Origin of the sequence: Streptomyces sp. NRRL S-495 (assembly GCF_000966955.1) — a bacterium.
Taxonomy (GTDB): Bacteria; Actinomycetota; Actinomycetes; order Streptomycetales; family Streptomycetaceae; genus Kitasatospora; species Kitasatospora purpeofusca.
Genome location: NZ_JZWY01000134.1, coordinates 16,663 through 40,251, shown reverse-complemented (window position 1 = coordinate 40,251; position 23,589 = coordinate 16,663). Strand labels below are relative to the sequence as shown.

Sequence of the window (23,589 nt, the reverse complement as noted above, 5' to 3'; positions counted from 1 at the left end):
GCGGCCTAGAGCACGGACAGCTCCGCGACCAGGTCGTCCAGGCCCAGCGAGCCCTGCGACAGCGCCGCCATGTGCCAGGCCTTGAGGTCGAACACCTCGCCGCGCGCCTCGTGCGCCGCCCTGGCCGCCGCCCGCCCGCGCAGCCAGGCCCGCTCGCCCAGCTTGTAGCCGATCGCCTGGCCGGGCAGGCCCAGGTAGCGGACCAGCTCGCTGTCCAGGAAGTCGGCGGACAGCCCGCAGTAGCGGCCGAAGAACTCACGGGCGGCGTCCGGCTCGACCCGCTCCCCCGGGCGGTACGGCGAGTCGGCCGGGAAGTCCAGGCCGGCGTGCATGCCGATGTCGACGATCACCCGCAGCGCCCGCATCATCTGCGCGTTGAGGTAGCCGAGCCGGTGGCCCGGGTCGGTGAGGTAGCCGAGCTCGTCCATCAGGCGCTCGGCGTACAGCGCCCAGCCCTCCAGGTTGGCGCTCACCCCGCCGAGGCTGACCTGGTAGGTGGAGAGCCGGTCCGCGACGTAGTTCCACTGCGCGAGCTGCAGGTGGTGGCCGGGGACGCCCTCGTGGTACCAGGTCGAGACGAGGTCCCACTCCGGGAAGCGCTCGCGGCCGAGGGTGGGCAGCCAGGTCCGGCCCGGGCGGCTGAAGTCCAGCGAGGGGGCCGTGTAGTACGGCGCGGCGGCGCTGCCGGCCGGGGCGATCCGGGACTCGACCCGGGTGATCGGCTCGGCCAGGTCGAAGTGGATGCCCTGGAGGTCGGCGATCGCGCCGTCCATCAGCCCCTGGAGGAACTCACGGGCGGCCTCGGCGCCGAACCGCGCGGGGCCGTCGGTCTCCAGCCACTTCATCGCCTGCATCGGGTCGGCGCCCGGCTTCACCTTCTCGGCCTCGGTGCGCATCTGGGCCAGCAGGTCGTGGAACTCCTGCCAGGCCCAGGCGTAGGCCTCGTCCAGGTCGAGGTCGGCGCCGGTCCAGTAGCGCACCCAGCGGCCGTAGCGCTCGCGGCCGACGGTGTCCGGGGCGTCGGCGGCGGCCGGGCCGTAGACCTCGCCCAGCCAGTCGCGCAGGGACACCAGGCCCTCGGCGGCGGCCGTCGCGTGGCCGGACAGCTCCGCGCGCAGCGACTCGGGGGCCTCCCGGACCAGGTCGCCGAACCAGCCGCCCGGGGTGTCGCCGGCCAGCCACTCGCCGAGCTGGCCGATCACCGTGGTCACCTGGCGGGGGCCGGAGAGCAGGCCGCGGGCGATGCCCTCGGCGAGGGTCGCGCGGTACCCGGTGAGCGCCTCCGGCACCCGGGCGAGGCGGCGGCCGAGGATGCCCCACTGCTCCTCGGTGTCGGTGGGCATGAGGGTGAAGACGTCACGGAGGTTGTGCAGCGGCGAGCCCAGGTTGTGGACGGCCCGGAACCGCTCGCCCGCGTCGTGGACGGCGAGTTCGGCGACGAGCCGCTCGCGCAGCAGGCGGGCGCAGCGCCGTTCGGCCTCGTCCCGGGCGGCGTCGGCCGTGGCGACCTGGTCGAGTGCCGCCTCGGCCTCGTCGAGCCGGGCCAGGGTGGAGCGCCCGAGGTCCGCGATCGCCTCGGCCCCGGCCGGGGAGAGGTCGGGGAGGCGGTCGTCCTCGGGGTTCAGGCCCAGGTACACCGCGGTCAGCGGGTCGAGCTCGGCGAGGTCCCGCACATAGGCGTCGGCGACACGGCGGGGGGTGGTGCCGTCGGAGCTGATCAGTTCAACCATCCGGACATCATTTCGTGGCACGCGCCGTTTGCAAGCCCCTACCCGGTGGCATGGACCGGCCAATTGGCTCCCTCCGGCGCGGGCTCACCCGCCCGAGCGATGCCGCCGCCGGTGCCGCAGCACCCGGCCCGGGTCCCACCGGGACCGTCCGTGTGCGAAGCGGAAGAAGCCGAGACCGATCAGCACGGCGCTGAAGTGCCCGAGGTCCGTGAACGTGTGCGAGACCACCAGGGGCACCAGGTAGAAGACGACGACCCCGGTGCCGTAGAGCCACCGCCAGCCGCCCGCGAACCGGTAGGTGAGCACCGCGACCACCCCCGCCAGCGCGTAGGAGACCCCGACGTCCACCGTCTCGGCCATGCTCCGCTGCAGGGTCCCCCGGACGATCCCCCAGGCGACCACGCCCTCGCTCACCAGGGTCGCCAGCACATGCGCGGTCGCGGCCACCACGAACCAGCGCGCGGTGCCCAGCCAGCGCTCGGCGTTGGCGTGGAACACGGTGAACAGCACCGCGTACAGCGGCCAGCTGGACGTCTCGGTCCACAGCGCGCTGGCCACCAGGGCGTGCACCGGACGCGAGCGCAGCTGCTCCAGATTGGTCGAGCGGGCGGCCAGGAACCAGTCCAGGGTGTGCTGGTCCATCCGGGCCACCACCAGGCTGGTGACCCCCAGCACGAGCAGCCACAGGTACGTCCCCGGCGCCGAGCGCACCCACGCCAGGAGCGCCCCGCGCAGGCTTCGCGCGCGGGGCGGCCGTTCCAGCGTGTGCGCCATCCGGCGGGCCTCCTCGGCAGGGCGGCGGAATGCGTCCCATCCTCGGCCGGGGGCCGCTGGAGCGCCTCCCGGGGCCTCCCCCGGGCCGCCCCGGCGCCGGCCTCCCGGCGGGCCGTCCGGGGGGCCGTCCGGGGGGCGGGGGCGACCGCCCGGACAGGCACAAACGCCCGTTCGGAAGATCGGTGCACACCCGGCTCCGATCCGGCCCGGGGCCGTTACGCTGACCGGCATGGAAGCCAGCTCAGCGCCACCGCCAGCCCCCGAACCGGCCGCCAGACCGCGGCGCGCCGGGTACCGGCGGCTGCCGGTGCAGCAGCGGCGCGAGCAGCTGATCGCGGTGGCCCTGGAGCTGTTCGCGCACCGGGCGCCCGAGGAGGTCGGGCTGGACGACGTGGCGCAGGCCGCCGGCGCCTCCCGGCCGCTGGTGTACCGCTACTTCGCGGGCGGCAAGCAGCAGCTGTACGAGGCCGCGCTGCGCAGCGCGGCCGAGGAGCTCACCGGCCGGTTCGTGGTGCCGCTCGCCGGGAGCCCGACCCAGCAGTTGTCCGCCGTCCTGGAGAGCTACTTCGCCTTCGTCGCCGAGCACGGCACCGGCTACTCGGCGCTGCTGCGCGGCGGCTCGGTGGTGGAGACGGCCCGCACCTCGGCGATCGTGGACGACGTCCGGCGGGCGGCGCTGAAGCGCACGCTGCGCCACCTCGGGGTGCGGCAGGCCGGGCCGAGGCTGACCCTGCTGGTGCGCTCGTGGATCGCGGTGGTCGAGGGGGCCTCGCTGAGCTGGCTCGACGAGGGCCGGGAGGTCCCGGTGGACGAGCTGCGGGAGTGGCTGGTGGACCAGTTCGTGGCGATGGCGGCGGCCACCTCGCTGCACGACCCGCAGACCGCCGAGGTGCTGGCCGGGCTGCTGGCCCTGGAGGGCGCGGACTCGCCGCGGACGGCCCGGCTGCGGGCGGCACTGGGCGGCCCGACCGAGTAGCCCGACGCGGCGGGGGCCGGCGGACGCGCGGCCCGGGATCCGGCCCGACCCCCGTGCCAAGGGTCGGGACGGCTGGGCCCTACGCACCGGGCGCCAGGTACGGCGTGCCCGGGCGGCCCAGGGTGACCCCGGCCGGAGTGCCGGTGACGATCACGTCGCCCGGCTCCAGCACCATGAACTGGCTCGTGTAGCGGACCAGCTCCAGCACCGGGAAGACCATCCGCTCGGTGGAGCCGTCCTGGCGCAGCTCCCCGTTGACCCACAGCCGCAGCGGCAGCCGCTGCGGATCGGCCACCTCGTCCGACGTGACCAGCCACGGCCCGAGCGGGGTGAAGGTCTCCGCCGACTTGCCCTTGTCCCACTGGCCGCCGCGCTCGAACTGGAAGGCCCGCTCGGTGACGTCGTTGGCGATGGTGTAGCCGGCGATCACCCCGGCCGCCGCCGCGTGGTCCGGCAGGTAGCGGGCGGTCCGGCCGATCACCACGGCCAGCTCGGCCTCGTAGTCGGTCTTCTCGCCGCCGCGCGGCACCAGCACCTCGTCGTACGGGCCGACCACGGTCGAGCTGGGCTTGAGGAAGATCACCGGTTCGTCCGGGATCGCCGCACCCGCCTCGGCCGCGTGGTCCCGGTAGTTGAGGCCGATGCCGACCACCTTGCCGGGGCGCGCCACCGGCGGGCCGACCCGCTGCCCGCCGATCTCGGCCACCGGCAGCCGGCCGGCCGCCACCTGACCGGCCAGCGCGGCGGCGCCGTCACCGGCCAGCCCGGCGAGGAAGCCGCCGTCGATGTCCGCGGTCACCCCGGAGAGGTCGTACGCGGTGCCGTCCTGGCCCAGCACGACCGGGCGTTCGGCGCCCGGCGGGCCGACACGGAGGAGCTTCATCCGATCCCCACCTCCTAGTTCGTCGAGTTCGTCGAGTTCTTCGCAGCTCGCCGGGCTGCGGACCCGGGCCGCCCGGAGGCGGCGCGGACCGTGCCCGGCCCCTGTGCTGCGAGGTATATCAACGGCGCGCCGCCCCGGACCAGACCGTCCCGATCGGCGAAATCCTCCCAACCGTCCGAGCCCGGCACCGGCCGCACTGGGTGCCCGTACAGTTGACAGCCCGCCGGCCGTCCCGCCGGTTCGTCACGCCAGGGGCGAACACCCGGTCGAACGGCCGCCCGGCGGGGCAGGATCGCCCCCATGGAGATCACCCGCATCCGACCGGAACTGACCCTCGTCACCCTCGACTTCGGCACCGTCTACCTCTGGCGCGACGAGGACGGCTCGCTCACCCTGATCGACACCGGCCCCGCCGGACAGGCCGACAGCATCGAGGCGGCGATCCGCGCCGACGGCGCCGACCCGGCCGCGCTGCGCACCATCGTGCTCACCCACTACCACGAGGACCACGCCGGATCGGCCGCCGAACTCTCCCGGCGGCTGGGCGCCGAGGTGGTGGCCCACCGGCTGGAGGCCCCGGTGCTCCGCGGCGAGCAGCAGCCCCGGCCGATGGTGCTGAGCCCCTTCGAGCAGGAGATCTGGGACAGCCTGCCGAAGCTGCCGCCCGCCCCGCCGTGCACGGTCGACCGCGAGGTGGCGGGCGGCGAGAAGCTCGGCTTCGGCGGCGGCGCGGTGGTGGTGCACGTGCCGGGCCACACGGACGGCTCGATCGCGCTGCACCTGCCGGAGCAGGGTGTGCTGTTCACCGGTGACATCGCGGCCAACGTCGAACACCGCACCATGCCCGGCGTCTTCAACGCCGATCCGGCGCTGGCCGTGGAGTCCTTCCGCCGGCTGTCGGAACTGGAGGCCGACACCGTGCTGTTCGGGCACGGCGTGCCGATCGCCGAGGGCGGCTCAGCCGCTCTGCGCCGTGCCGTCGAGCAGCTCGGCCAGCACTAGCGGACGGGCCGGGTCGGGCGCGGCGTCGGCGCTGTCGCGCTCCCACCGCTCCAGGTCGCGACCGACGTCCTCGCGGGCCCGCGGGTGGCCGTCCAGCGCGGGCAGCAGCTCGCGCAGCAGGGCGACGGCCGCCCGCGGCCGGCCCGAGCGGGCCAGCCACAGCGCCAGGTCGTGGCAGGTGCGCAGGGTCCGGGGGTCGGCCGTCCCGAAGGCCCGGGCGAACTGCGGGATCAGCGCGACCAGTTGCTCGGCGGCCCGCTCGGGCGAGCCGGCCGCGCCGCGCCGCCAGGCGTCGTCGGCCTTCTGCCGCAGGGCCTCCGGGTCGGTGCCGCCCTTGCGGTCCCGCAGCACCTTGAGGTCGCGCAGCCGCTGCCGGACCTCGGCGGCGTCGGCGGGCCGGTCCTCCGCCTTCTTGGCGAGCAGTTGGAGGATCAGCCGGTCCAGGGCCGGGTCGGAGGTGTCCGGGGACGGCGGCTGCTCGTTGAGGTGCGCGTACATCATGGTGACGGCCTGGTCGGCGTTGAACGGGCGGCGGCCGGTGCACAGCTGGTAGAGCACCACGCCGAGGGCGTAGAGGTCGGCCCGGCCGTCGATCGGCAGGCCCGCCCAGCACTCCGGCGCCAGGTAGACCGGCGTGCCGATGACCACATCGGTGGAGGTGAGTCCGCCGGCGGCCGGCTGGGAGAGCAGGCGGGCGATGCCGAAGTCCAGCACCTTGGCCTCGCCGCCGTCGGTGATCATGATGTTCTCGGGCTTGATGTCCCGGTGCACCACGCCGTTGCGGTGCGCGGCGTCCAGCGCCTTGCAGATCTGCCGCACCCACCGCAGCGAGACCGCCGGCTCCGGCAGGCCGTCGCGCATCACCTGGGCCAGCGAGCGGCCCCGGACCAGCTCCATCACCAGGTAGTGGGTCGACCGCGCACCGTCCTGCACCCGCCCGTAGTCGTACAGGGTGACGATGTGCGGATTGGACAGCAGGCCGACCGTCCTGGCCTCGCGGATGAACCGGCCGACCGCCTCCTCGTCGCCCGCCTTCTCGTCGGAGAGCACCTTGAGCGCGACCGCCCGCCCGATGGTCTCGTCGTGGGCGGCCCAGACCACACCGAACCCGCCCCGGCCCAGCTCCCGGTCCAGCCGGTAGCGGCCGCCCACGACATCGCCCGCCTGCATGCGTTCCCCCACCAAGTCCGCCGGAATCGAACACCGTTCATCCTGACCGGGTCACGATAGCGGCGGGGAGCGGCACCCGGGTGAACGACCCCGGGACCGCTCCCCGGCGGCGGTCCCGGGGCCGCCCCGGGGCCGGCGCAGCGGCAGGCCCTACGGCTGCTTGGGCCTGGGCAGGCCGACCGGGTTGACCTCGGAGGTGGGCACCGCCTCGGCGTCCAGGCCCCAGCGCTTCAGCACCTGGGCGTAGCTGCCGTTCCCGATCACCTCGTTGATCGCCCCGTTCAGTGCCTGGACCAGGCCGCTGTCCTTCTTCGTGGTCGCCCCGATCTTGCCGAGCACCTCGGCGCCACCGCCCGAGTAGGTGCCGATCACCTCGGTCTCGCCGGTCTGCACGGCGTGGAAGGCGGCCACCGGGTTGGGGCCGACGTAGGCGTCGATCCGGCCGGAGGAGAGCGCCAGGTAGTAGTCCGAGGAGTTCTGGAAGTACTTGATGTCGGCCGCCTTCAGGCCGTTCCTGGTGTTCTCCTCGTTCCAGGCGATCAGCAGCTTCTCCTGGTTGGTGCCGGAGGCGACGGCGACGGTCTTCCCGGCGATGTCCTTGGGCCCGGTGACCTTCCAGCCGCTGCCCTTCTTCGCCTCGAAGCCGAGGATGTCCAGCCGGTAGGTGGCGAAGTCGTACTTCTCCTTCCTGGCCTCGGTGACGGTGATGTTGGAGATGCCGACGTCGTACTTGCCGCTGTCCAGGCCGACGAAGATGTTCTCCCAGGAGACCGGGTTGAACTCGACCTTGAGGCCGAGCACATTGCCGATCAGCGAGGCGATGTCCGGCTCGACGCCGATCACCGTCCGGTCGTCGTTGGCGTAGAAGTCCAGCGGCGGCGTGGTGCCGAGCGAGTCGACCACGGTCAGCGTCCCGCGTCTCCTGATCTCCTCCGGCACCAGGGCGGCCAGGGCGTCCACCTTGGGCGTGGTCACCCGGTTCTGCTGCGGGGTGAGGTTCACCGCGGTGCCGTTCGGGGCGGTGCTGCCCTTGGCGGGAGCGAGGTCCGCCGCCGCGTCCGAGGAGCTGCCGCAGGCGGCCAGGGTGAGGGCGGCGGCGAGCGCGGCGGCGGTCACGAGGGCGCGACGGGGTAGGGACATGGCGGAACTCCTGCGGGTGAAGGGGTGGGTGGTTCAGAGGACCTTGGCCAGGAAGGCCCTGGTCCGCTCGTGCTGCGGCTCGTCCAGGACCGCCCGCGGCGGGCCCTGCTCGACCACGACGCCGCCGTCCATGAAGACCACGGTGTCGGCGACCTCGCGGGCGAAACCGATCTCGTGGGTGACCACGATCATCGTGGTGCCGGCCCGGGCGAGGTCCTTGACGACGTCGAGCACCTCGCCGACCAGCTCCGGGTCGAGCGCCGAGGTCGGCTCGTCGAACAGCAGCACCTTGGGCTCCAGCGCCAGCGCCCGGGCGATCGCCACCCGCTGCTGCTGGCCGCCGGAGAGCTGGGAGGGGTAGTTCCCGCTCTTGTCGGCCAGGCCGACCCGCTCCAGCAGGGCCATCGAGCGCTCCCTGGCCTCGGCCCTGGACTCACGCTTGACCTGGACCGGCGCCTCCATCACGTTCTCCACCGCGGTCATGTGCGGGAAGAGGTTGAAGCGCTGGAACACCATGCCGATGTCCCGCCGCTTGAGCGCGACCTCGCGGTCCTTGAGCTCGTAGAGCTTGTCGCCCCGCTGCCGGTAGCCGACCATCTCGCCGTCCACCCAGAGGCGGCCGCCGTTGATCTTCTCCAGGTGGTTGATGCAGCGCAGGAAGGTGGACTTGCCGGAGCCGGACGGGCCGACCAGGCAGAACACCTCGCTCTGCTTGACCTCCAGGTCGATGCCCTTGAGCACCTCGACCAGGCCGTAGGACTTGCGGACGCCCTCGGACTTCACCATCGGGCCGCCGCCCGGGCCGTTGCCGGGCTCGTCGGCGGGGGTCTTGGTCAGGTCGGTCATGCGTGGCCACCTCCCTCGAGTCCGGGGACCACGTCGTTCTTGGCCTTCGGGGTGGGCCTGCCGCCGAACAGCAGCCGCAGCCGCTGGACCGGTGTGGGCGGCAGGGTCCGGTTCGCACCTCGAGCGTAGTGCCGCTCGATGTAGTACTGCCCCACGGTGAGGATCGAGGTCATGAGCAGGTAGTAGATGCTGACCGCGACCAGGACCGGGATGGTCTGGAAGGTCCGCGAGTAGATGTCGTGGCCGGCGGTGAACAGCTCGGCCAGCGAGATGACCTGGACCAGCGAGGTGGTCTTGAGCATCGAGATGGTCTCGTTGCCGGTCGGCGGGATGATCACCCGCATCGCCTGCGGGAGCACGATCCGGCGCAGCGTGGCCGCGCGGCTCATGCCGAGCGCGTGGGCGGCCTCGGTCTGGCCCTCGTCGACGGACTGGATGCCGCCGCGGACGATCTCCGCCATGTACGCCGCCTCGTTGAGGCCGAGGCCCAGCAGGGCGGCGGTGAAGGTCGGGATCAGGGTGTTGGTCGACTCGGACCAGAGCTCGGGTCCGAACGGGATGCCGATCGACAGCTTCGGCCACAGGGCGCCCAGGAAGTTCCAGAACACCAGCTGCACCAGCACGGGGGTGCCGCGGAAGATCCAGATGTAGAACCAGGCCGTCCCCGACAGCAGGGGGTTCGGCGAGAGTCGCATGATCGCGAGGAGCACGCCGCCGACCACGCCCATCAGCATGGACAGGGCGGTCAGTTCGAGCGTCACCCAGATGCCGTGGATGATCTGCTCGTTGGTGAGCGTGTCTCTGACGACGTCCCACTGGAACGCGGGGTTGAAGATCAGGGCGTGGAGCAGCATCGCCGCGAGGACGACGATCACTACTGCTCCGGCCCAGCGTCCGGGGTGGCGCACCGGGACGGCCTTGATGGTCTCAGGCCGTCCCGATTTCACCGCCCCCTGCTCGGAAGATTTCACCTTGGGGCCTCAGGGGTGTGGTGGTGCGGAGGATCAGCTCTTGGCGGCGTTGATCTCGGACTTGTCGATCGCGCCGGCCTCGACGCCCCACTTCGCCAGGATCTGCTTGTAGGTGCCGTCGGCGATCAGCGACTGGACGGCGCCCTGGACGGCGGGGGAGAGCGGGGAGCCCTTGTCGACGACGACGCCGTAGGGCGCACTGTCGTAGGTCTCGCCGAGCTTCTCCAGCTGGCCGTTGGTCTGCTTGATCGCGTAGTCGACGACCGGGGAGTCGGCCATCATCACCTGGTCGCGGCCGGAGACCAGCGCGGTGGTGACGTCGGTCTGGAGGGTGAACTTGTCACCGTCGTTGGGGATGGCCGGCTTGTTGGCCTTGGCGCACTCCGGGTTGCGGACGTCGGTGATCTCCTGGGCCTGGGTGGTGCCGGTCTGGACGGCGACCTTCTTGCCGCAGAGGTCCTTGGGGTCGATCTTGTCCGGGTTGCCCTTCTTGACCGCGATGGCGCTGCCCGCGGTGAAGTAGGTGACCATGTCGACGGTCTGCTCGCGCTCCTTGGTGTCGGTGAAGGAGCTCATGCCGAGCTGGTACTTCTTCGCCGTGATGCCCGGGATGATCGAGGTGAAGTCGGCGTTCTGCACATCGGCGGCCAGGCCGAGCTTCTTGGCGATCGCGTCGGCCAGGTCGACGTCCAGGCCGACGATGTTGCCCTTGTCGTCCTTGAACTCGTTGGGCGCGTAGGAGGCGTCGGCGGCGACGATCAGCTTGCCGGAGGACTTGATGTCGGCGGGGACGAGCCCGGCGAGCGCGGGGTCGGCGGACACGGCGGCGACGCTGACGCTGGGGTTGGCCGCACTGCTGCCGCCGCTGGAGGAGGACTTGCTGCTGCCGCAGGCGGTCAGCACGAGCGACGCGGACGCGAGCACCGCCGCTGAGGCGAGGAGGCGGGTGCGCTGGGTACGGGCGATCATGGGGGATCTCCTCCTGAGGGAGAGGTCGGACGGGCGTGCCACGGGGGAGCGGCGCGCCGGAGCAGCAGGGCCGTACGGCGCTGTACGGCCGGGCAGGGAGAACACACAGGGTGGTACCGGGTACTGCTCTCCGCCACCGTCCGCCGAGGTGGGCGTTGACCGAACCGCCTCGACCAGTGGCCGGCTCGATCCGAGATGGGGGGAATCCTGCCATCTGATGACGCTCGGGTGGCCCTCATTCAGATCAAAATCGGATAACGGGGGCCCGCGCTGTCCGCTATTCGGACGAATACCGTGTCCCTGTCACCCTGCGTATAAGTATGCAGATCTCCCTGCGGTCTGCCCGGAGGCCCGGCCGCGCACTCGCCCGATCGTGCGCCCGCTCCGCGGCGGTCCGGACCCCCCGTCCGGACCCGGCTCAGATGCCTCCGTTGACCACCGCGTTCTGGGCCGCGCCGGCGGAGACGTTCCACTTGGCGAGGATCTTGTCGTACTCGCCGCTGCGGATCAGCTGGTCGATCGCCTTGGCCAGGACGTCGCGCAGCTCGGTGTCCTCCTTGCGCAGCGCGATCCCGTACGGGTTGGACCGGGACTGCGCGCCGCTCACCTCGAAGCGGTTGCCGCCGTCGGTGTTCTTCGCCGCGTGGGCGGCCACCGGGAAGTCGTTCAGGCCCGCCTGCGCCGCGCCGCCGGCGACCTCGGCCAGGGCCTTGGCGTCACTGTCGAACTTGTGGACGGTGAGCGGCTTGTTGGCGCGGGTGCAGGCGGTCACCTGGCGGGCGACGATCTCGTCCTGGGTGGTGCCGCTCTGCACCGCGACGGTCCGGCCGCAGAGGTCGTCCAGGCCGTGGATGCCCTTGGGGTTGCCCTTCGGCACCACGATCGAGGTGCCGGCGATGAAGTAGTCCACGAAGTCCACCGCGAGGCCGGTCGACTTGCCGGCCTCGTCCACGCCGTCCCGGCGCTGGCGGATGTCGCTGAGCGCGGACATCGCCACGTCGTACTGCTTGTGGTGGAGGTTCGGTATGAGCTTGTCGAAGGGAGTGTCGACATACTCGATCCGCAGGTCGAGGATCCGGCCGAGGGCCGCGGCGATGTCCGGGTCCAGGCCGTCGGGCTTGCCGTCGCTGCCCCGGAACTCCACCGGCGGGTAGTTGACGTCCATCCCGATCCGCAGCACCTTGCCCGACTGCTGGGCGCTCGGGACCTTCGCCCGGAGCTGCTGGAGCGGGTCCTCGGCGGCGGTCCTGTCCCCGACGCAGCCGGTCAGCAGAAGGGTTCCGGCGGTGGTGAGGGCGAGCGCGGCGGTGGCCCGGCGGCGGGACTGGGCACGGTGGTGCATCGGTTGCTCCTGAGGGAGGGTGGGGAGGCGCCGCGGCATCGCGGAGGTGGACGCGAGATGGCGGAACAACGGATCCTCCCATCCCGACCTGCCGCGTCCGTGGGCGGGTGTGTCAGAATTCGGTACCGGGTGACCCCCGACGCTCGAACCGGACCGCCGGGCCGCAAACAGGCCCGGGGTGCACAGGAACGGAAGTCCAGAACGTCGACTCCGTATCCGGCGGCACCGGCCTCCATACCGTGTCCGTGTTCACTCCCGCGGGTGTGCGTACGTGTGCGCCATTGCCGCGGCCGGGGTCCGGTTCTCATGGTTCCTGGTGCCCACAGGTGGCCGTGAGGCGCATGACAACCATGTGACTTGGACGAAAAGGCATGGGTGCGATGCCCTCGTCCGACCTACGCTCGGCCCGGAAGCACAGCGCGGTCCACACGCGGACAACTCCATAAACCCTCATTTCGAGGCGCCCGTTCGACGGCGGCGCCCCGACCCAGCCTTCCCCCGGGGGCGCTTCGGCGTTCCCGGGTTCCGCTGACCGGCCGCCGGTCACCGGATGCCGGGACCGGCCGGGTCGTCCGCCCCGTCGGCCGGGTGTCCTCGCTCGATCAATGACGAAGAGGTCATCGTGGCAGCGGAGATCATCCACAGCAGTACTCAGGACACCGACGATCCGGTCGACGCCGTGTTCGCGCTCCACCGCGGCGGCAAGATGGAGGTCCGGGCGACCGTCCCGGTGCGCGACGCGGACGACCTGTCCCTCGCCTACACCCCCGGTGTCGCCCGCGTCTGCACGGCCATCGCCGAGCAGCCCGAGCTCGTGAACGACTACACCTGGAAGGCCAACACGGTGGCCGTGGTCACCGACGGCACCGCCGTGCTGGGCCTCGGCGACATCGGCCCCGAGGCCTCGCTGCCCGTCATGGAGGGCAAGGCGATCCTGTTCAAGCAGTTCGGCGGCGTGGACGCGGTGCCGATCGCACTCGCCTGCACCGACGTGGACGAGATCGTCGAGACCGTGGTCCGGCTGGCCCCGTCCTTCGGCGGCGTCAACCTGGAGGACATCTCCGCCCCGCGCTGCTTCGAGATCGAGCGCAGGCTCCAGGAGGCCCTGGACATCCCGATCTTCCACGACGACCAGCACGGCACCGCGATCGTCACCACCGCCGCGCTCTGGAACGCGGCCAAGGTGACCGGCCGCGAGATCGGCTCGCTGCGTGCCGTCATCTCCGGCGCCGGCGCGGCCGGCATCGCCATCGCCAAGATGCTGCTGGCGGCCGGCATCGGCGACGTGGCCGTGTGCGACCGCAAGGGCGTGGTGCACCAGGGCCGCGAGGACCTGACCGACGTCAAGGCGGAGATCGCCGGGCTGACCAACCGGACCGGCCTCAAGGGCACCCTGGCCGACGCGATGGCCGGCGCCGACGTCTTCATCGGCGTCTCCGGCGGCACCGTGCCGGAGGAGGTCGTCGCGACCATGGCCGAGGGCGCGTTCGTCTTCGCCATGGCCAACCCGAACCCGGAGATCCACCCCGAGGTCGCGCACAAGTACGCCGCCGTGGTGGCCACCGGGCGCAGCGACTTCCCGAACCAGATCAACAACGTGCTGGCGTTCCCGGGCATCTTCGCCGGCGCGCTGCAGGTCCGGGCCACCCGGATCACCGAGGGCATGAAGCTGGCCGCCGCCAAGGCGCTGGCCGGCGTGGTGGCGGACGAGCTGACGCCGCAGAAGGTCATCCCCTCGCCGTTCGACGAGCGGGTCGCCCCGGCCGTCAGCAAGGCCGTCGCGGAGGCCGCCCGGGCCGAGGGCGTCGCCCGCCGCTAGCCGGTCCGAGACCGAACCCCGCCCGGGCCCGGGACACGCGTCACACTCACGCGTTGTTCCGGGCCCGGGGGCGTTCTGGCTATCGTCCGGTGCATGTTTGCTGCCTATGCCGCACGAATCGACGCCGACGACCCGCTGAGCGGGCTGGAGTTGGGCGAACGCCCCGAACCCGTGGCCCGGCCGGGCTGGAGCGTGGTCACGGTCCGGGCCGCCAGCCTGAACCACCACGACCTCTGGTCGCTGCGCGGGGTCGGGCTGCCCGCCGGGAAGCTGCCGATGATCCTCGGCTGCGACGCCGCCGGCATCGACGAGCACGGCAACGAGGTGGTCCTGCACTCCGTGATCGGCCAGACCGGCCACGGGGTCGGCCCGGACGAGCCGCGCTCGATCCTGACCGAGCGCTACCAGGGCACCTTCGCCCAGCAGGTGGCTGTCCCCACCTGGAACCTGCTGCCCAAGCCCGCCGGACTCTCCTTCGAGGAGGCCGCCTGCCTGCCCACGGCCTGGCTGACGGCCTATCGGATGCTGTTCACCAACGCCGGGGTCAAGCCCGGCGACACCGTGCTGGTGCAGGGCGCCGGCGGCGGGGTGTCGACCGCGCTGGTGGTCCTCGGCAAGGCGGCCGGCCTGCGGGTCTGGGTCACCGGCCGGGACGAGGCCAAGCGGGACCGGGCGGTGGAGCTCGGCGCCGACGCGGCGTTCCCGAGCGGGGCCAGGCTGCCCGAGCGGGTGGACGCGGTGATGGAGACGGTCGGCGCCGCGACCTGGTCGCACTCGGTGAAGTCGCTGCGCCCGGGCGGCACGATCGTCATCTCCGGGGCCACCTCGGGCCCCAGCCCGGCGGCCGCCGAACTGAACCGGATCTTCTTCCTGGAGCTGCGGGTGGTCGGCTCGACCATGGGGACCAAGGAGGAGCTGGCCGGGCTGCTGTCGTTCTGCGCCACCACCGGGGTCCGGCCGGTGATCGACTCGGTGCTGCCGCTGGACGGGGCACCGGACGCGCTCGCCCGGCTGGCCAAGGGCGAGGTGTTCGGCAAGCTCGTCCTGACGCCGTGAGCCGGTGAGCCGGTGAGCCGGTGAGCACGTGAGCCCGTGAGCCCGTGAGCCCGTGAGCCCGTGACGCGCCGGTGCCCGGCTCCCTGTGCGGGGAGCCGGGCACCGGACGCCGGGGCGGGCCCGGTCAGGAACGGTCGAGCAGGCGCTTCAGCCGCTCGCCGGCGGTGCCGAGGACGGCGCGGGCCTCGGCCAGCCGGGCGGGGGTCACCCCGCCGTCCCTGGCCGCGTCGCGGACCTGGTCGCGGAAGCGGTCGAGCAGCCGCTCCAGCTCCCGGGCCGGGTCGCCGGCCGGGTCGACGGCGGTCCACCCGGGCAGATCGGCCGGGACGGCGCCGGCCGGCCCGTCCAGGTCGGTCTTGTCCAGGTCGATCCGGGTGACGGTGACCCGCTCGGCGGCGGCGTCCTCCTTCGACTCCCCGTGCTGTCCCCAGCGGGCCGCGTCGGCCAGCCCGGCCAGGCCCTTGGTCAGCTCGGAGAGCCCCTCGGCCAGCCCGGTCGGCCAGTCGCCGCGCGCCGCGTGCTCGCGGACCTGCTGCTCCACCCGGCGCTTGATCCGCAGCGCCTCCTGCTGGGCCGCGGTCCGGGCCGCCCTGGACTGCTCGCGCAGCCGGCGGGCCTCCTCCTCGGCGGCCTTCGCCTTGGCCTTGGCGGCCTTCTCCTGCTCCTTGGCGCGCTTGGCCTGCTCCTTGGCCTGCCGCTTGAAGGCGGCGAACTCCTCCTTGGCGCGCTGCCAGGCGGCCTGGTCGCCCCACGGCCCGGCCCACGGGTTCCCGGCGTTCTCCGGGCCCTGCTCCCCGGAGTCCGGGGCGCCGCGCCTGGCCTGCTCGGCCGCCGCGCCCCAGAGCTGCTCGCGCAGGTCCTGGGCGCTGTCCCGGACGTCCTCGCGGATCGCCCCGGCGAGCTGGGTCACCGAGTCGTGGATCTCCAGCTCAAGATCGTCCAGCTCGCCCTGCCGGGTGGCGAGTTCGGCGCGCCCGGCGTCGGTGAGCCGGTAGACCTTGCGACCGCCCTCGGTGCTGTGGGCGACCAGCCCCTCCTGCTCCAGCTTGGCGAGCCGCGGGTAGACGGTGCCGGCGGAGGGCGCGTACAGGCCCTGGAAGCGCTCCTCCAGCAGGCGGATGACCTCGTAGCCGTGGCGCGGGGCCTCGTCGAGCAGCTTGAGCAGGTAGAGCCGGAGCCGGCCGTGGCCGAAGACGGGGGTCATGTCAGGCCTCCTTGGTCAGGTCGGGGCCGGTGCCGGGGGCGTCGGACTTGGTGAGGTCGGGGGCGGGCAGCTCCCGGGCGGCGCGGGTGTCGTCCTCGGCCTCCGGCCGCTGGAGCACGGTGACCGCGCCGGAGACGGTGGTGACCGAGAGGCTGCCGCTGCCGTCGCCGAGCTGGCCGGAGAGGCGCTTGGTGCCCCAGCTGCCGGCGACGGTGAGCTCCTCGAAGCCGGAGGAGAGGTCGCCGCTGGTGGTGCCGGCCTCGACCTTGGTGTCGGTCAGCGGGGGCAGCCGGACGCCGACCGCGCCGCTGACCGTGTTGACCTTGATCTGCGCGGGGGTGGCGGCCGCGAGGTCCAGGGTGACCGCGCCGGTGACGGCGTTGGCGCTCACCTTCTCGGCGGTGCCGGCGAGCACGGTGAGCCGGCCGGATACGGTGTTCAGCCGCAGCTGCCCGGCCACCGACTGGGCGTCCACGTCGCCGGTGACGGTGCTGGCGTCGGTCCGCCCGGCCAGGCCGACCAGGGTGATGTCGGCGTTGGCGGTCTGCGTCGAGACGTGCTCGGTGAAGCCGGAGACCGTCGTCGCGGCGGAGACGGTGCCGACCTTGACCTCGGTGCCGGCCGGGACGGTCACGGTGACGGCGGCGGTCCGCTTGCGCTTGAAGGAGGAGAAGAAGCCCTTCACCGACTCGACCGACTTGAGCACGTCGCCGAACTCGTTCCAGCTGCTGAGGTCCTTGTAGGTGACGGTGAGGACGCCGTCGACCAGGGTGACGTGCAGCGGCTCGCCCTTGAGCTCGGTGACCTCCAGCCGGGCGGGGCCCTCGGCGGCGACCACGTTGACCGTGCCGTCGATGATCCGCACCTGGAGCGTCCGGACCGTCTCCTCGATGGTGATCCTGTCGGGTCCTTCGACCGTCCACTGGCTCATCTCTGCCGCCTCCCGTTGATTCGACTCGCGATGTATCGCGTCCTCTTCCAAAGACGATATATCGCGTGACGGCGAAGTCAAGGGAGTCCGACCCCGAGGCCGACCCGGAGCGGACCCTGAGACCCGCCCCTACGGGGAGCGAACGCGAGGGCCCGGAGGCGGTTGCCTCCGGGCCCTCACAATCACCGTTTCACCGTTTCACCGGGTCACTCGTCGTCCTCGTCGTCGAGCCTGGCCAGCCAGGTGGCCAGCCGCTCGACCGGGACCTCGAAGTCCGGGTTGAGGTCGACGAACTCGCGCAGGCGCTCGGCCAGCCACTCGAAGGTGACCTCCTCGTCGCCGCGCCGGCTCGCCAGCTCCTCGATGCCTCGGTCGGTGAAGTACACGGTTCGCTCCGGTCCGGTGGGGATTCGACCTGGTCAGGATAGACGGGTCAGCTGGCGCGCCAGGTGCTCACGGTGAGCTTGACCGCGCCGGTGGTGACGTCGGCGACCTCGACCACCGCGATGGCGATGTTGCGGGTGACCCGGTCCCGGATGCAGAGCAGGCGGCCCGGCGAGACCCGGTTGAAGGACAGGTCGGTGTCCGGCCGGGAGTCGATCGCGACGGCGCACTGGTCGGGCGTCACGGTGGACTCGGTGATCACCGCGAAGTCCGACTTGTTGTCGCCCGCCGCGACGAAGGAGTTGGCCTTGCTGCTGCTGATGCTGCCGCTGGCGTTCAGGCCCAGGCCCCACTTGAGGTCGGTGCCGCGCGGCACCACCGTCCCGGCGTCCAGGTCGATCCGGTAGGAGTCGTAGTAGGCGTCGGTGCCGGGGATGGACAGCGGCTTCTGCACCAGCAGCGGGGAGTAGCCGGTCGGCCGGGCCGGCGCGGTCACACCGGTGCCGGACGTGGCCGACGGGGCCGAGGTCACCGCCCCGGCGGCGGAGCCGGCGGGCTTGGTCGCGGACGGGGTGGGGGTGGTCGCGGGGGTGGTCGCGGCCGCGGAGGTGCTGCCCGCCGGCGGTGCGGCCGGCTGGGAGCTCCCCGAGCCCGCGCTCGACTGGTGGGCGGAGTTCTTCTTGTCGTCGTCCTTGAACTTGGCCATCAGCACGACACCGCCGGCCGTGCCGCCGACCGCCATCACCAGGGCGACCGTCAGCAGCACCTTCCAGGAGACACCGCCCTTGCGGGCCGGCGCCGGTGCGGGCGCCGGGCTGTCGGTGACCACCGGGCCGGGCGGCGGGGTGTCGTAGGACGGCGGCTCCGGCCGCAGCTGGACGGTGGGCGGGGCGCCGAGCAGCGGGCCGGTGGGGGCCTCGCCGGTCGGCTGCGCGCCGCCGTACGCGCCGAGCGGCGGCGGGACGAAGCCGGGCGGCGGGGTGTCCGGACGGACGGGGCCGAAGCCGGGCGGCGGCGGGCCGAAGGACGGCGCGGTGGCCGCGTGGGTGGCGGGCGCCCCGGCCGGCGGCGGCGGTGTGAGCGGGGACTGCCCGGTCGGCGGCCCGGAGGGCTGCGGGGGCGCGGCCGGCAGCGGGGTGGGCGGAGTCTTCGGCAGGTCCGAGCGGCGGGTGATCTCGGTGTTGACCTGCCGGGGCAGCCAGTCGTCGGCGAAGCGCAGCTGGCCGCCGACCGACGGGTGGTTGCGGGCGATCTCGATGATCTCGGCGGGCTTGGGCCGGTCCTCCGGGGACTTCGCGAGGCAGCGCAGGACCAGCTCGCGCAGGTCGGCCGGCACGGCGTCCAGTTCGGGCTGCTCGTGCACCACCCGGTAGAGCACGGCGGTGTCCGGGCCGTCGCCGAACGGCGCGTTGCCGCCGGCCACGTACGCGGCCAGCGCGCCGAGCGCGAACACGTCGGTCGCCGGGCTGACCGGGCGGCCCTGGGCCTGCTCCGGGGACATGAAGGCGGGCGAGCCGATCCGGTAGCCGGTGCCGGTCAGGGCGGTGGCGTCGGCGGCCCGGGCGATACCGAAGTCGATCACCCGCGGGCCGTCGCCGGCCACCAGCACATTGGCCGGCTTGAGGTCGCGGTGGACCACCTCGACGCTGTGGATGGCCTGCAGCGCCTCGGCGATGCCGCCCATCAGCAGCAGCACGGTGCGCACCGGCAGTGCGCCGTTCTCGCGGACCACCTGCTGCAGCGACGGCCCGGGGACGTAGGCGGTGACCAGCCACGGCGCGTCCGAGTCCAGACCGCCGGAGTCGATCACCTGGGCGGTGTAGAGGCCGTGGATGCGCTGGGCGTTGGAGACCTCCTGGGCGAACCGGCGGCGGAACTCGCTGTCCTCGGCGAACTCCGGGCGGACCACCTTGAGCGCCACCGGCCGACCGCCGGGCGTGTAGGAGAGGTAGACGCGGCCCATGCCGCCGGCCCCGAGGCGGGCGAACAGCCGGTAGCCGCCCACCTCCCTGGGGTCGTCGGGAAGCAGCGGCTGGAAGACCGGCGGGAGGGGTGAGGCGGCGGCGTCCCGTGGCGTGTCGGCGGTCATGCGGTTTTGATCCCCCTGGGAGAGCGGTGAGGTCCACCGGATTCCGCCGGTGGGCGCGACGACGGGCACCCGGCCGACGGTCCGGCGAGGCTTAACCTATCGATCCGTCAGCCGCCCGCGCAGGTCGGTGCCGCTTTGGTTGCAGAGCTGGGACCTTCGCACACGGCGCGGACACGGCTCGCCCGGGCCCTCCGCCGTGCCCGGGGACGACGGCGGCCCCTCGCTTCCCTGGGATCCAGGGAGGCGGGGGGCCGTTGCCGTGCGTGCGGCCGACCGGTGGGAACCGGTGCGTCAGATCGTGAAGATCTCCTCCAGCAGCGCCTGCTGCTCGGCGCCGTGGCGCTTGGCCGAGCCGACCGCCGGGGCCGAGGAGGCCGTGCGGGCGACGCGGCGCAGCCGCGAGCCGTCGGCGCTGCGGCCGACGACGACCTGGAGGTGGTCGACCAGGTTCATCGCGATGAACGGCCAGGCACCCTGGTTGGCCGGCTCCTCCTGCGCCCAGACGAACTGGACGTCGTCGCCGTACTTGGCCAGCTCCTCCTGGAGCTCGGCCACCGGCAGCGGGTAGAGCCGCTCGACCCGGACGATCGCGGTGTCGGTGATGCCGCGCTCGGTGCGCGCCGCCTCCACGTCGTAGTAGAACTTGCCGGCCGTGATGACGACCTTGCGGACGTTCGCCGGGTCGACGGTGGTGTCACCGATGACCGGGCGGAACGAGCCGGACAGGAACTCCTCGGTGGCACTCGCCGCGGCCTTCAGACGCAGCATCGACTTCGGGGTGAAGACGATCAGCGGCTTGTGGTGCGGGTTGTGCGCCTGCCAGCGCAGCAGGTGGAAGTAGTTCGACGGCAGGGTCGGCATGGCGACCGTCATGTTGTCCTGCGCGCACATCTGCAGGAAGCGCTCCGGGCGGGCGGACGAGTGGTCCGGGCCCTGGCCCTCGTAGCCGTGCGGCAGCAGCAGGGTGACGCCCGAGTGCTGGCCCCACTTCTGCTCGGCGGAGGCGATGTACTCGTCCACCATGGTCTGCGCGCCGTTGACGAAGTCGCCGAACTGCGCCTCCCACATGACCAGCGCGTTCGGGCGGGTCAGCGAGTAGCCGTACTCGAAGCCCATCGCCGCGTACTCGGACAGCAGGCTGTCGTACACGGTGTAGCGGGCCTGGTCCTCGGTGAGGTACTGCAGCGGGGTGTAGTCCTCGCCGGTGGCCCGGTCGATCAGGACGGCGTGCCGCTGGCCGAAGGTGCCGCGGCGGCTGTCCTGGCCGGCCAGGCGGACCGGGTGGCCCTCCATGAGCAGCGAGCCGATGGCGAGGGTCTCGCCCATCGCCCAGTCGATGGTGTTGTCCTCGACCGAGCCGGCGCGGCGCTGAAGCTGCGGCAGCAGTCGCGGGTGGACGGTCAGCCAGTCCGGCAGGTTGACCTGCGAGGCGGCGATCCGCTTGACCATCTCCTCGGAGATGCCGGTCCGGATGGTGACCGGGAAGTCGGCGACCGGCTTGCCGTTGGTGGCGGCGGCCGGGGTCTGGGCGGCGTCGCGGACCTCGGCGAACACCTTCTCCAGCTGGCCCTGGAAGTCCTGGAGCGCCTGCTCCGCCTCTTCCATGGTGATGTCGCCGCGACCGATCAGGCCCTCGGTGTACAGCTTGCGCACCGAGCGCTTCTTGTCGATCAGGTCATACATCAGCGGCTGGGTGAACGACGGGTTGTCGGCCTCGTTGTGACCGCGGCGGCGGTAGCAGATGAGGTCGATCACGACGTCCTTGTGGAACTCCTGGCGGAACTCGAAGGCGAGCCGCGCGACGCGGACCACGGCCTCCGGGTCGTCGCCGTTCACATGGAAGATCGGGGCCTCGATCATGCGGGCCACGTCGGTGCAGTACATCGAGGAGCGGCTGGAGGCCGGGGCGGCGGTGAAGCCGACCTGGTTGTTCACCACGACGTGCACGGTGCCGCCGGTGCGGTAGCCGCGCAGCTGCGACATGTTCAGGGTCTCCGCGACGACGCCCTGGCCGGCGAAGGCCGCGTCGCCGTGGATCTGGATCGGCAGCACCGGGAAGGTCGTGCCGCCCTGGTCCAGGATGTCCTGCTTGGCGCGGGCGATGCCCTCGACGACCGGGTCCACGGCCTCCAGGTGGGAGGGGTTCGCGGCCAGCGAGACCTTGATGGTCTCGCCGTCCAGGCCGGTGAAGGTGCCCTCGGAGCCGAGGTGGTACTTCACGTCGCCGGAGCCGTGCATCGACTTCGGGTCGAGGTTGCCCTCGAACTCGCCGAAGATCTTGCCGTACGGCTTGCCGACGATGTTGGCCAGCACGTTGAGGCGGCCGCGGTGGGCCATGCCGATGACGGCCTCGTCCAGGCGGTGCTCGGCCGCCGAGTCGATGGTGGCGTCCAGCAGCGGGATGAGCGACTCGCCGCCCTCCAGCGAGAAGCGCTTCTGCCCGACGTACTTGGTCTGCAGGAAGGTCTCGAAGGCCTCGGCCGAGTTCAGCCGGCGCAGGATGCGCAGCTGCTCCTCGCGCTCCGGCTTGGTGTACGGCTTCTCCAGGCGCTCCTGCAGCCACTTGCGCTGCTTCGGGTCCTGGATGTGCATGTACTCGATGCCGACCGTGCGGCAGTACGTGTTGCGCAGCAGGCCGAGGATGTCGCGGAGCTTCATCATCCGCTGGCCGCCGAAGCCGCCGACCGCGAACTCGCGCTCCAGGTCCCACAGGGTGAGGCCGTGGGTGGTGACGTCCAGGTCGGGGTGCTTGCGCTGCTTGTACTCCAGCGGGTCGGTGTCGGCCATGAGGTGGCCGCGGACCCGGTAGGAGTGGATCAGCTCGATGACGCGGGCGGTCTTGTTGACCTCGTCGTCGTGCGTGGTGGCGACGTCGGTGGCCCAGCGGACCGGCTCGTACGGGATCCGGAGCGACTCGAAGATCTCGTCGTAGAAGCCGTTCTGCCCGAGCAGCAGCTGGTGGATCGTGCGCAGGAACTCGCCCGACGCCGCGCCCTGGATGACGCGGTGGTCGTAGGTCGAGGTCAGCGTCATGATCTTGGAGACGCCGAGACGGGCCAGGGTCTCCGGGGCGGAGCCCTGGAACTCGGCCGGGTACTCCATGGCGCCGACGCCGACGATGGTGCCCTGGTTCTGCATCAGGCGCGGCACGGAGTGCACGGTGCCGATGCCGCCGGGGTTGGTCAGCGAGACCGTGACGCCGGTGAAGTCGTCCATGGTCAGCTTGTTGGCGCGGGCCCGGCGGACGATGTCCTCGTAGGCCTGCCAGAAGCCGAAGAAGTCGAGGGTCTCGGCCTTCTTGATCGCCGCGACGACGAGCTGGCGGTCGCCGTTCGGCTTGACCAGGTCGATGGCCAGGCCGAGGTTCACGTGCTCGGGCTTGACCAGGTAGGACTTGCCGTCCTCCACCTTGTAGCTGTGGTTCATGCCCGGGGAGGCCTTGACGGCCTGGACCAGGGCGTAACCGATCAGGTGGGTGAAGGAGACCTTGCCACCGCGGGCGCGCTGCAGGTGGTTGTTGATGACAATGCGGTTGTCGATCAGCAGCTTGGCCGGGACGGCGCGGACCGAGGTGGCGGTCGGCACCTCCAGCGAGGCGTCCATGTTGGTGGCGACGGCCTTGGCCGGGCCGCGGAGCTGAACCAGCTCGGGGCCCGCGCTCGCGACGGCCGGCGCGGGCGCCGGGGCGGCGGCCTTGGGCGCCGGGGGCGCGGCCGGAGGGGCGGCGAGCGGCGCGGGAGCCGCAGGGGCCGCCGGAGCCGTCGGGGCCTGCTGCACCGGCGCGGGGGCGGCCGGGGCTGCGGGGGCCTGGACGGCCGGAGCGGACGCGGGGCGGCGGCGGGGGGCGGCGTCACGCCGACCTGGGTCGCGGCCTGGGTCACTGGGGTCACCTCGGTACCGGGCTTGTAGTCGGCGAAAAAGTCCCACCAGGCTCGGTCGACCGAGTTCGGGTCCTGGAGGTACTGCTGGTAGATCTCGTCGACGAGCCACTCATTGGGGCCGAAGCCAGTGGAGCTAGCCGAGCTGTTGGGGTGTTCAGGGGACTGTGGCGACACGGCGGCAACCGCCCTCTTCCGCTTCCTTTTGGGATGTTTGGACAGCGGGGATTAAGGCTACGCCTCCGATCAGTGATCGCGCAGTCCCCGGGGGGCAGGCGTCGCCCAGATCACAGTCCTGACCTGCGGTTTGGCTGGAAATGTGCGTTAGAAAGCCACATCGGCGGGGAACCGACCGCTTCCGATCGCCATCCAAACGCTGACAAATACGGACAAAGGCGGGCGTCGGTCCTCTTTGTGCACTGTGT

The 23,589-nt window shown here is 72.3% G+C and carries 17 protein-coding genes and 1 pseudogene; 4 read left to right on the top strand and 14 right to left on the bottom strand.

Features of this window, described 5'->3' with window-relative positions:
• Positions 1–5 precede the first annotated feature (5 nt).
• Both VR45_RS09540 and VR45_RS09535 read right to left on the bottom strand, forming a co-directional pair.
• Positions 6–1,730 carry a DUF885 domain-containing protein gene (locus VR45_RS09540; RefSeq protein WP_045939236.1) on the bottom strand — a complete coding sequence of 575 codons (1,725 nt, stop codon included), beginning with the start codon at positions 1,728–1,730 and terminating at the stop codon, positions 6–8.
• 84 nt (positions 1,731–1,814) lie between these two features.
• Complete coding sequence (locus tag VR45_RS09535; protein WP_045939235.1) at positions 1,815–2,504, bottom strand: rhomboid-like protein; 690 nt, start codon at positions 2,502–2,504, stop codon at positions 1,815–1,817.
• A gap of 229 nt (positions 2,505–2,733) precedes the next feature.
• Between VR45_RS09535 and VR45_RS09530 the strand changes: the two genes are divergently transcribed.
• A complete protein-coding gene (locus VR45_RS09530; protein ID WP_045939234.1) occupies positions 2,734–3,480 on the top strand; it encodes a TetR/AcrR family transcriptional regulator in 747 nt (248 codons plus the stop codon).
• A gap of 79 nt (positions 3,481–3,559) precedes the next feature.
• Here VR45_RS09530 and VR45_RS09525 read toward each other — a convergent pair whose 3' ends face one another.
• Complete coding sequence (locus VR45_RS09525) at positions 3,560–4,363, bottom strand: fumarylacetoacetate hydrolase family protein (protein WP_045939233.1); 804 nt, start codon at positions 4,361–4,363, stop codon at positions 3,560–3,562.
• A 300-nt stretch (positions 4,364–4,663) separates the two neighbouring features.
• Here VR45_RS09525 and VR45_RS09520 point away from each other — a divergent pair, with 300 nt between their 5' ends.
• Positions 4,664–5,365 carry an MBL fold metallo-hydrolase gene (locus tag VR45_RS09520; RefSeq protein WP_045939232.1) on the top strand — a complete coding sequence of 234 codons (702 nt, stop codon included), beginning with the start codon at positions 4,664–4,666 and terminating at the stop codon, positions 5,363–5,365.
• Here VR45_RS09520 and VR45_RS09515 read toward each other — a convergent pair.
• From VR45_RS09515 to VR45_RS09490, 6 genes are all read right to left on the bottom strand, one after another.
• Positions 5,321–6,535, bottom strand: a complete 1,215-nt coding sequence (locus tag VR45_RS09515) for a serine/threonine-protein kinase (protein ID WP_052708963.1) — start codon at positions 6,533–6,535, stop codon at positions 5,321–5,323. The two genes, VR45_RS09520 and VR45_RS09515, sit on opposite strands and share 45 nt — an antisense overlap.
• A gap of 150 nt (positions 6,536–6,685) precedes the next feature.
• Positions 6,686–7,675, bottom strand: a complete 990-nt coding sequence (locus VR45_RS09510; protein ID WP_045939231.1) for an ABC transporter substrate-binding protein — start codon at positions 7,673–7,675, stop codon at positions 6,686–6,688.
• 33 nt (positions 7,676–7,708) lie between these two features.
• Entirely contained in the window at positions 7,709–8,521 is an 813-nt protein-coding gene (locus tag VR45_RS09505; protein ID WP_107084142.1) for an amino acid ABC transporter ATP-binding protein, read from the bottom strand.
• Entirely contained in the window at positions 8,518–9,468 is a 951-nt protein-coding gene (locus VR45_RS09500) for an amino acid ABC transporter permease (RefSeq protein WP_234325901.1), read from the bottom strand. The genes VR45_RS09505 and VR45_RS09500 overlap by 4 nt, the downstream gene beginning before the upstream one ends.
• Before the next feature lie 57 nt (positions 9,469–9,525).
• Positions 9,526–10,461, bottom strand: coding sequence for an ABC transporter substrate-binding protein (locus tag VR45_RS09495; RefSeq protein ID WP_052708962.1), 936 nt, complete (start codon positions 10,459–10,461; stop codon positions 9,526–9,528).
• Positions 10,462–10,879: 418 nt separating this feature from the next.
• Complete coding sequence (locus VR45_RS09490) at positions 10,880–11,803, bottom strand: ABC transporter substrate-binding protein (protein ID WP_045939229.1); 924 nt, start codon at positions 11,801–11,803, stop codon at positions 10,880–10,882.
• Between the two features lie 622 nt (positions 11,804–12,425).
• On the opposite strand from VR45_RS09490, the gene VR45_RS09485 reads away from it, so the two are divergent.
• Together VR45_RS09485 and VR45_RS09480 are read left to right on the top strand one after the other, a co-directional pair.
• Entirely contained in the window at positions 12,426–13,622 is a 1,197-nt protein-coding gene (locus VR45_RS09485; protein WP_045939228.1) for an NADP-dependent malic enzyme, read from the top strand.
• A 93-nt stretch (positions 13,623–13,715) separates the two neighbouring features.
• Positions 13,716–14,678 (top strand): quinone oxidoreductase, encoded by a 963-nt coding sequence (locus VR45_RS09480; RefSeq protein WP_045939227.1) that lies wholly within the window; start codon positions 13,716–13,718, stop codon positions 14,676–14,678.
• Between the two features lie 124 nt (positions 14,679–14,802).
• Here VR45_RS09480 and VR45_RS09475 read toward each other — a convergent pair whose 3' ends face one another.
• The 5 genes and pseudogenes from VR45_RS09475 to VR45_RS09455 all read right to left on the bottom strand — a co-directional run bounded on the left by VR45_RS09475 (position 14,803) and on the right by VR45_RS09455 (position 23,341).
• Positions 14,803–15,882, bottom strand: a complete 1,080-nt coding sequence (locus VR45_RS09475) for a PadR family transcriptional regulator (protein ID WP_045939226.1) — start codon at positions 15,880–15,882, stop codon at positions 14,803–14,805.
• Position 15,883: 1 nt separating this feature from the next.
• Complete coding sequence (locus tag VR45_RS09470; protein ID WP_045939225.1) at positions 15,884–16,813, bottom strand: DUF4097 family beta strand repeat-containing protein; 930 nt, start codon at positions 16,811–16,813, stop codon at positions 15,884–15,886.
• A 206-nt stretch (positions 16,814–17,019) separates the two neighbouring features.
• The gene (locus VR45_RS09465; RefSeq protein WP_030392846.1) at positions 17,020–17,199 is read right to left on the bottom strand and encodes a DUF6104 family protein; all 180 of its coding nucleotides are present in this window, start codon (positions 17,197–17,199) and stop codon (positions 17,020–17,022) included.
• Positions 17,200–17,246: 47 nt separating this feature from the next.
• A complete protein-coding gene (locus VR45_RS48460) occupies positions 17,247–19,286 on the bottom strand; it encodes a serine/threonine-protein kinase (RefSeq protein WP_052708961.1) in 2,040 nt (679 codons plus the stop codon).
• Between the two features lie 291 nt (positions 19,287–19,577).
• A pseudogene (locus VR45_RS09455) lies at positions 19,578–23,341 on the bottom strand (multifunctional oxoglutarate decarboxylase/oxoglutarate dehydrogenase thiamine pyrophosphate-binding subunit/dihydrolipoyllysine-residue succinyltransferase subunit).
• Between the last annotated feature and the right edge of the window lie 248 nt (positions 23,342–23,589).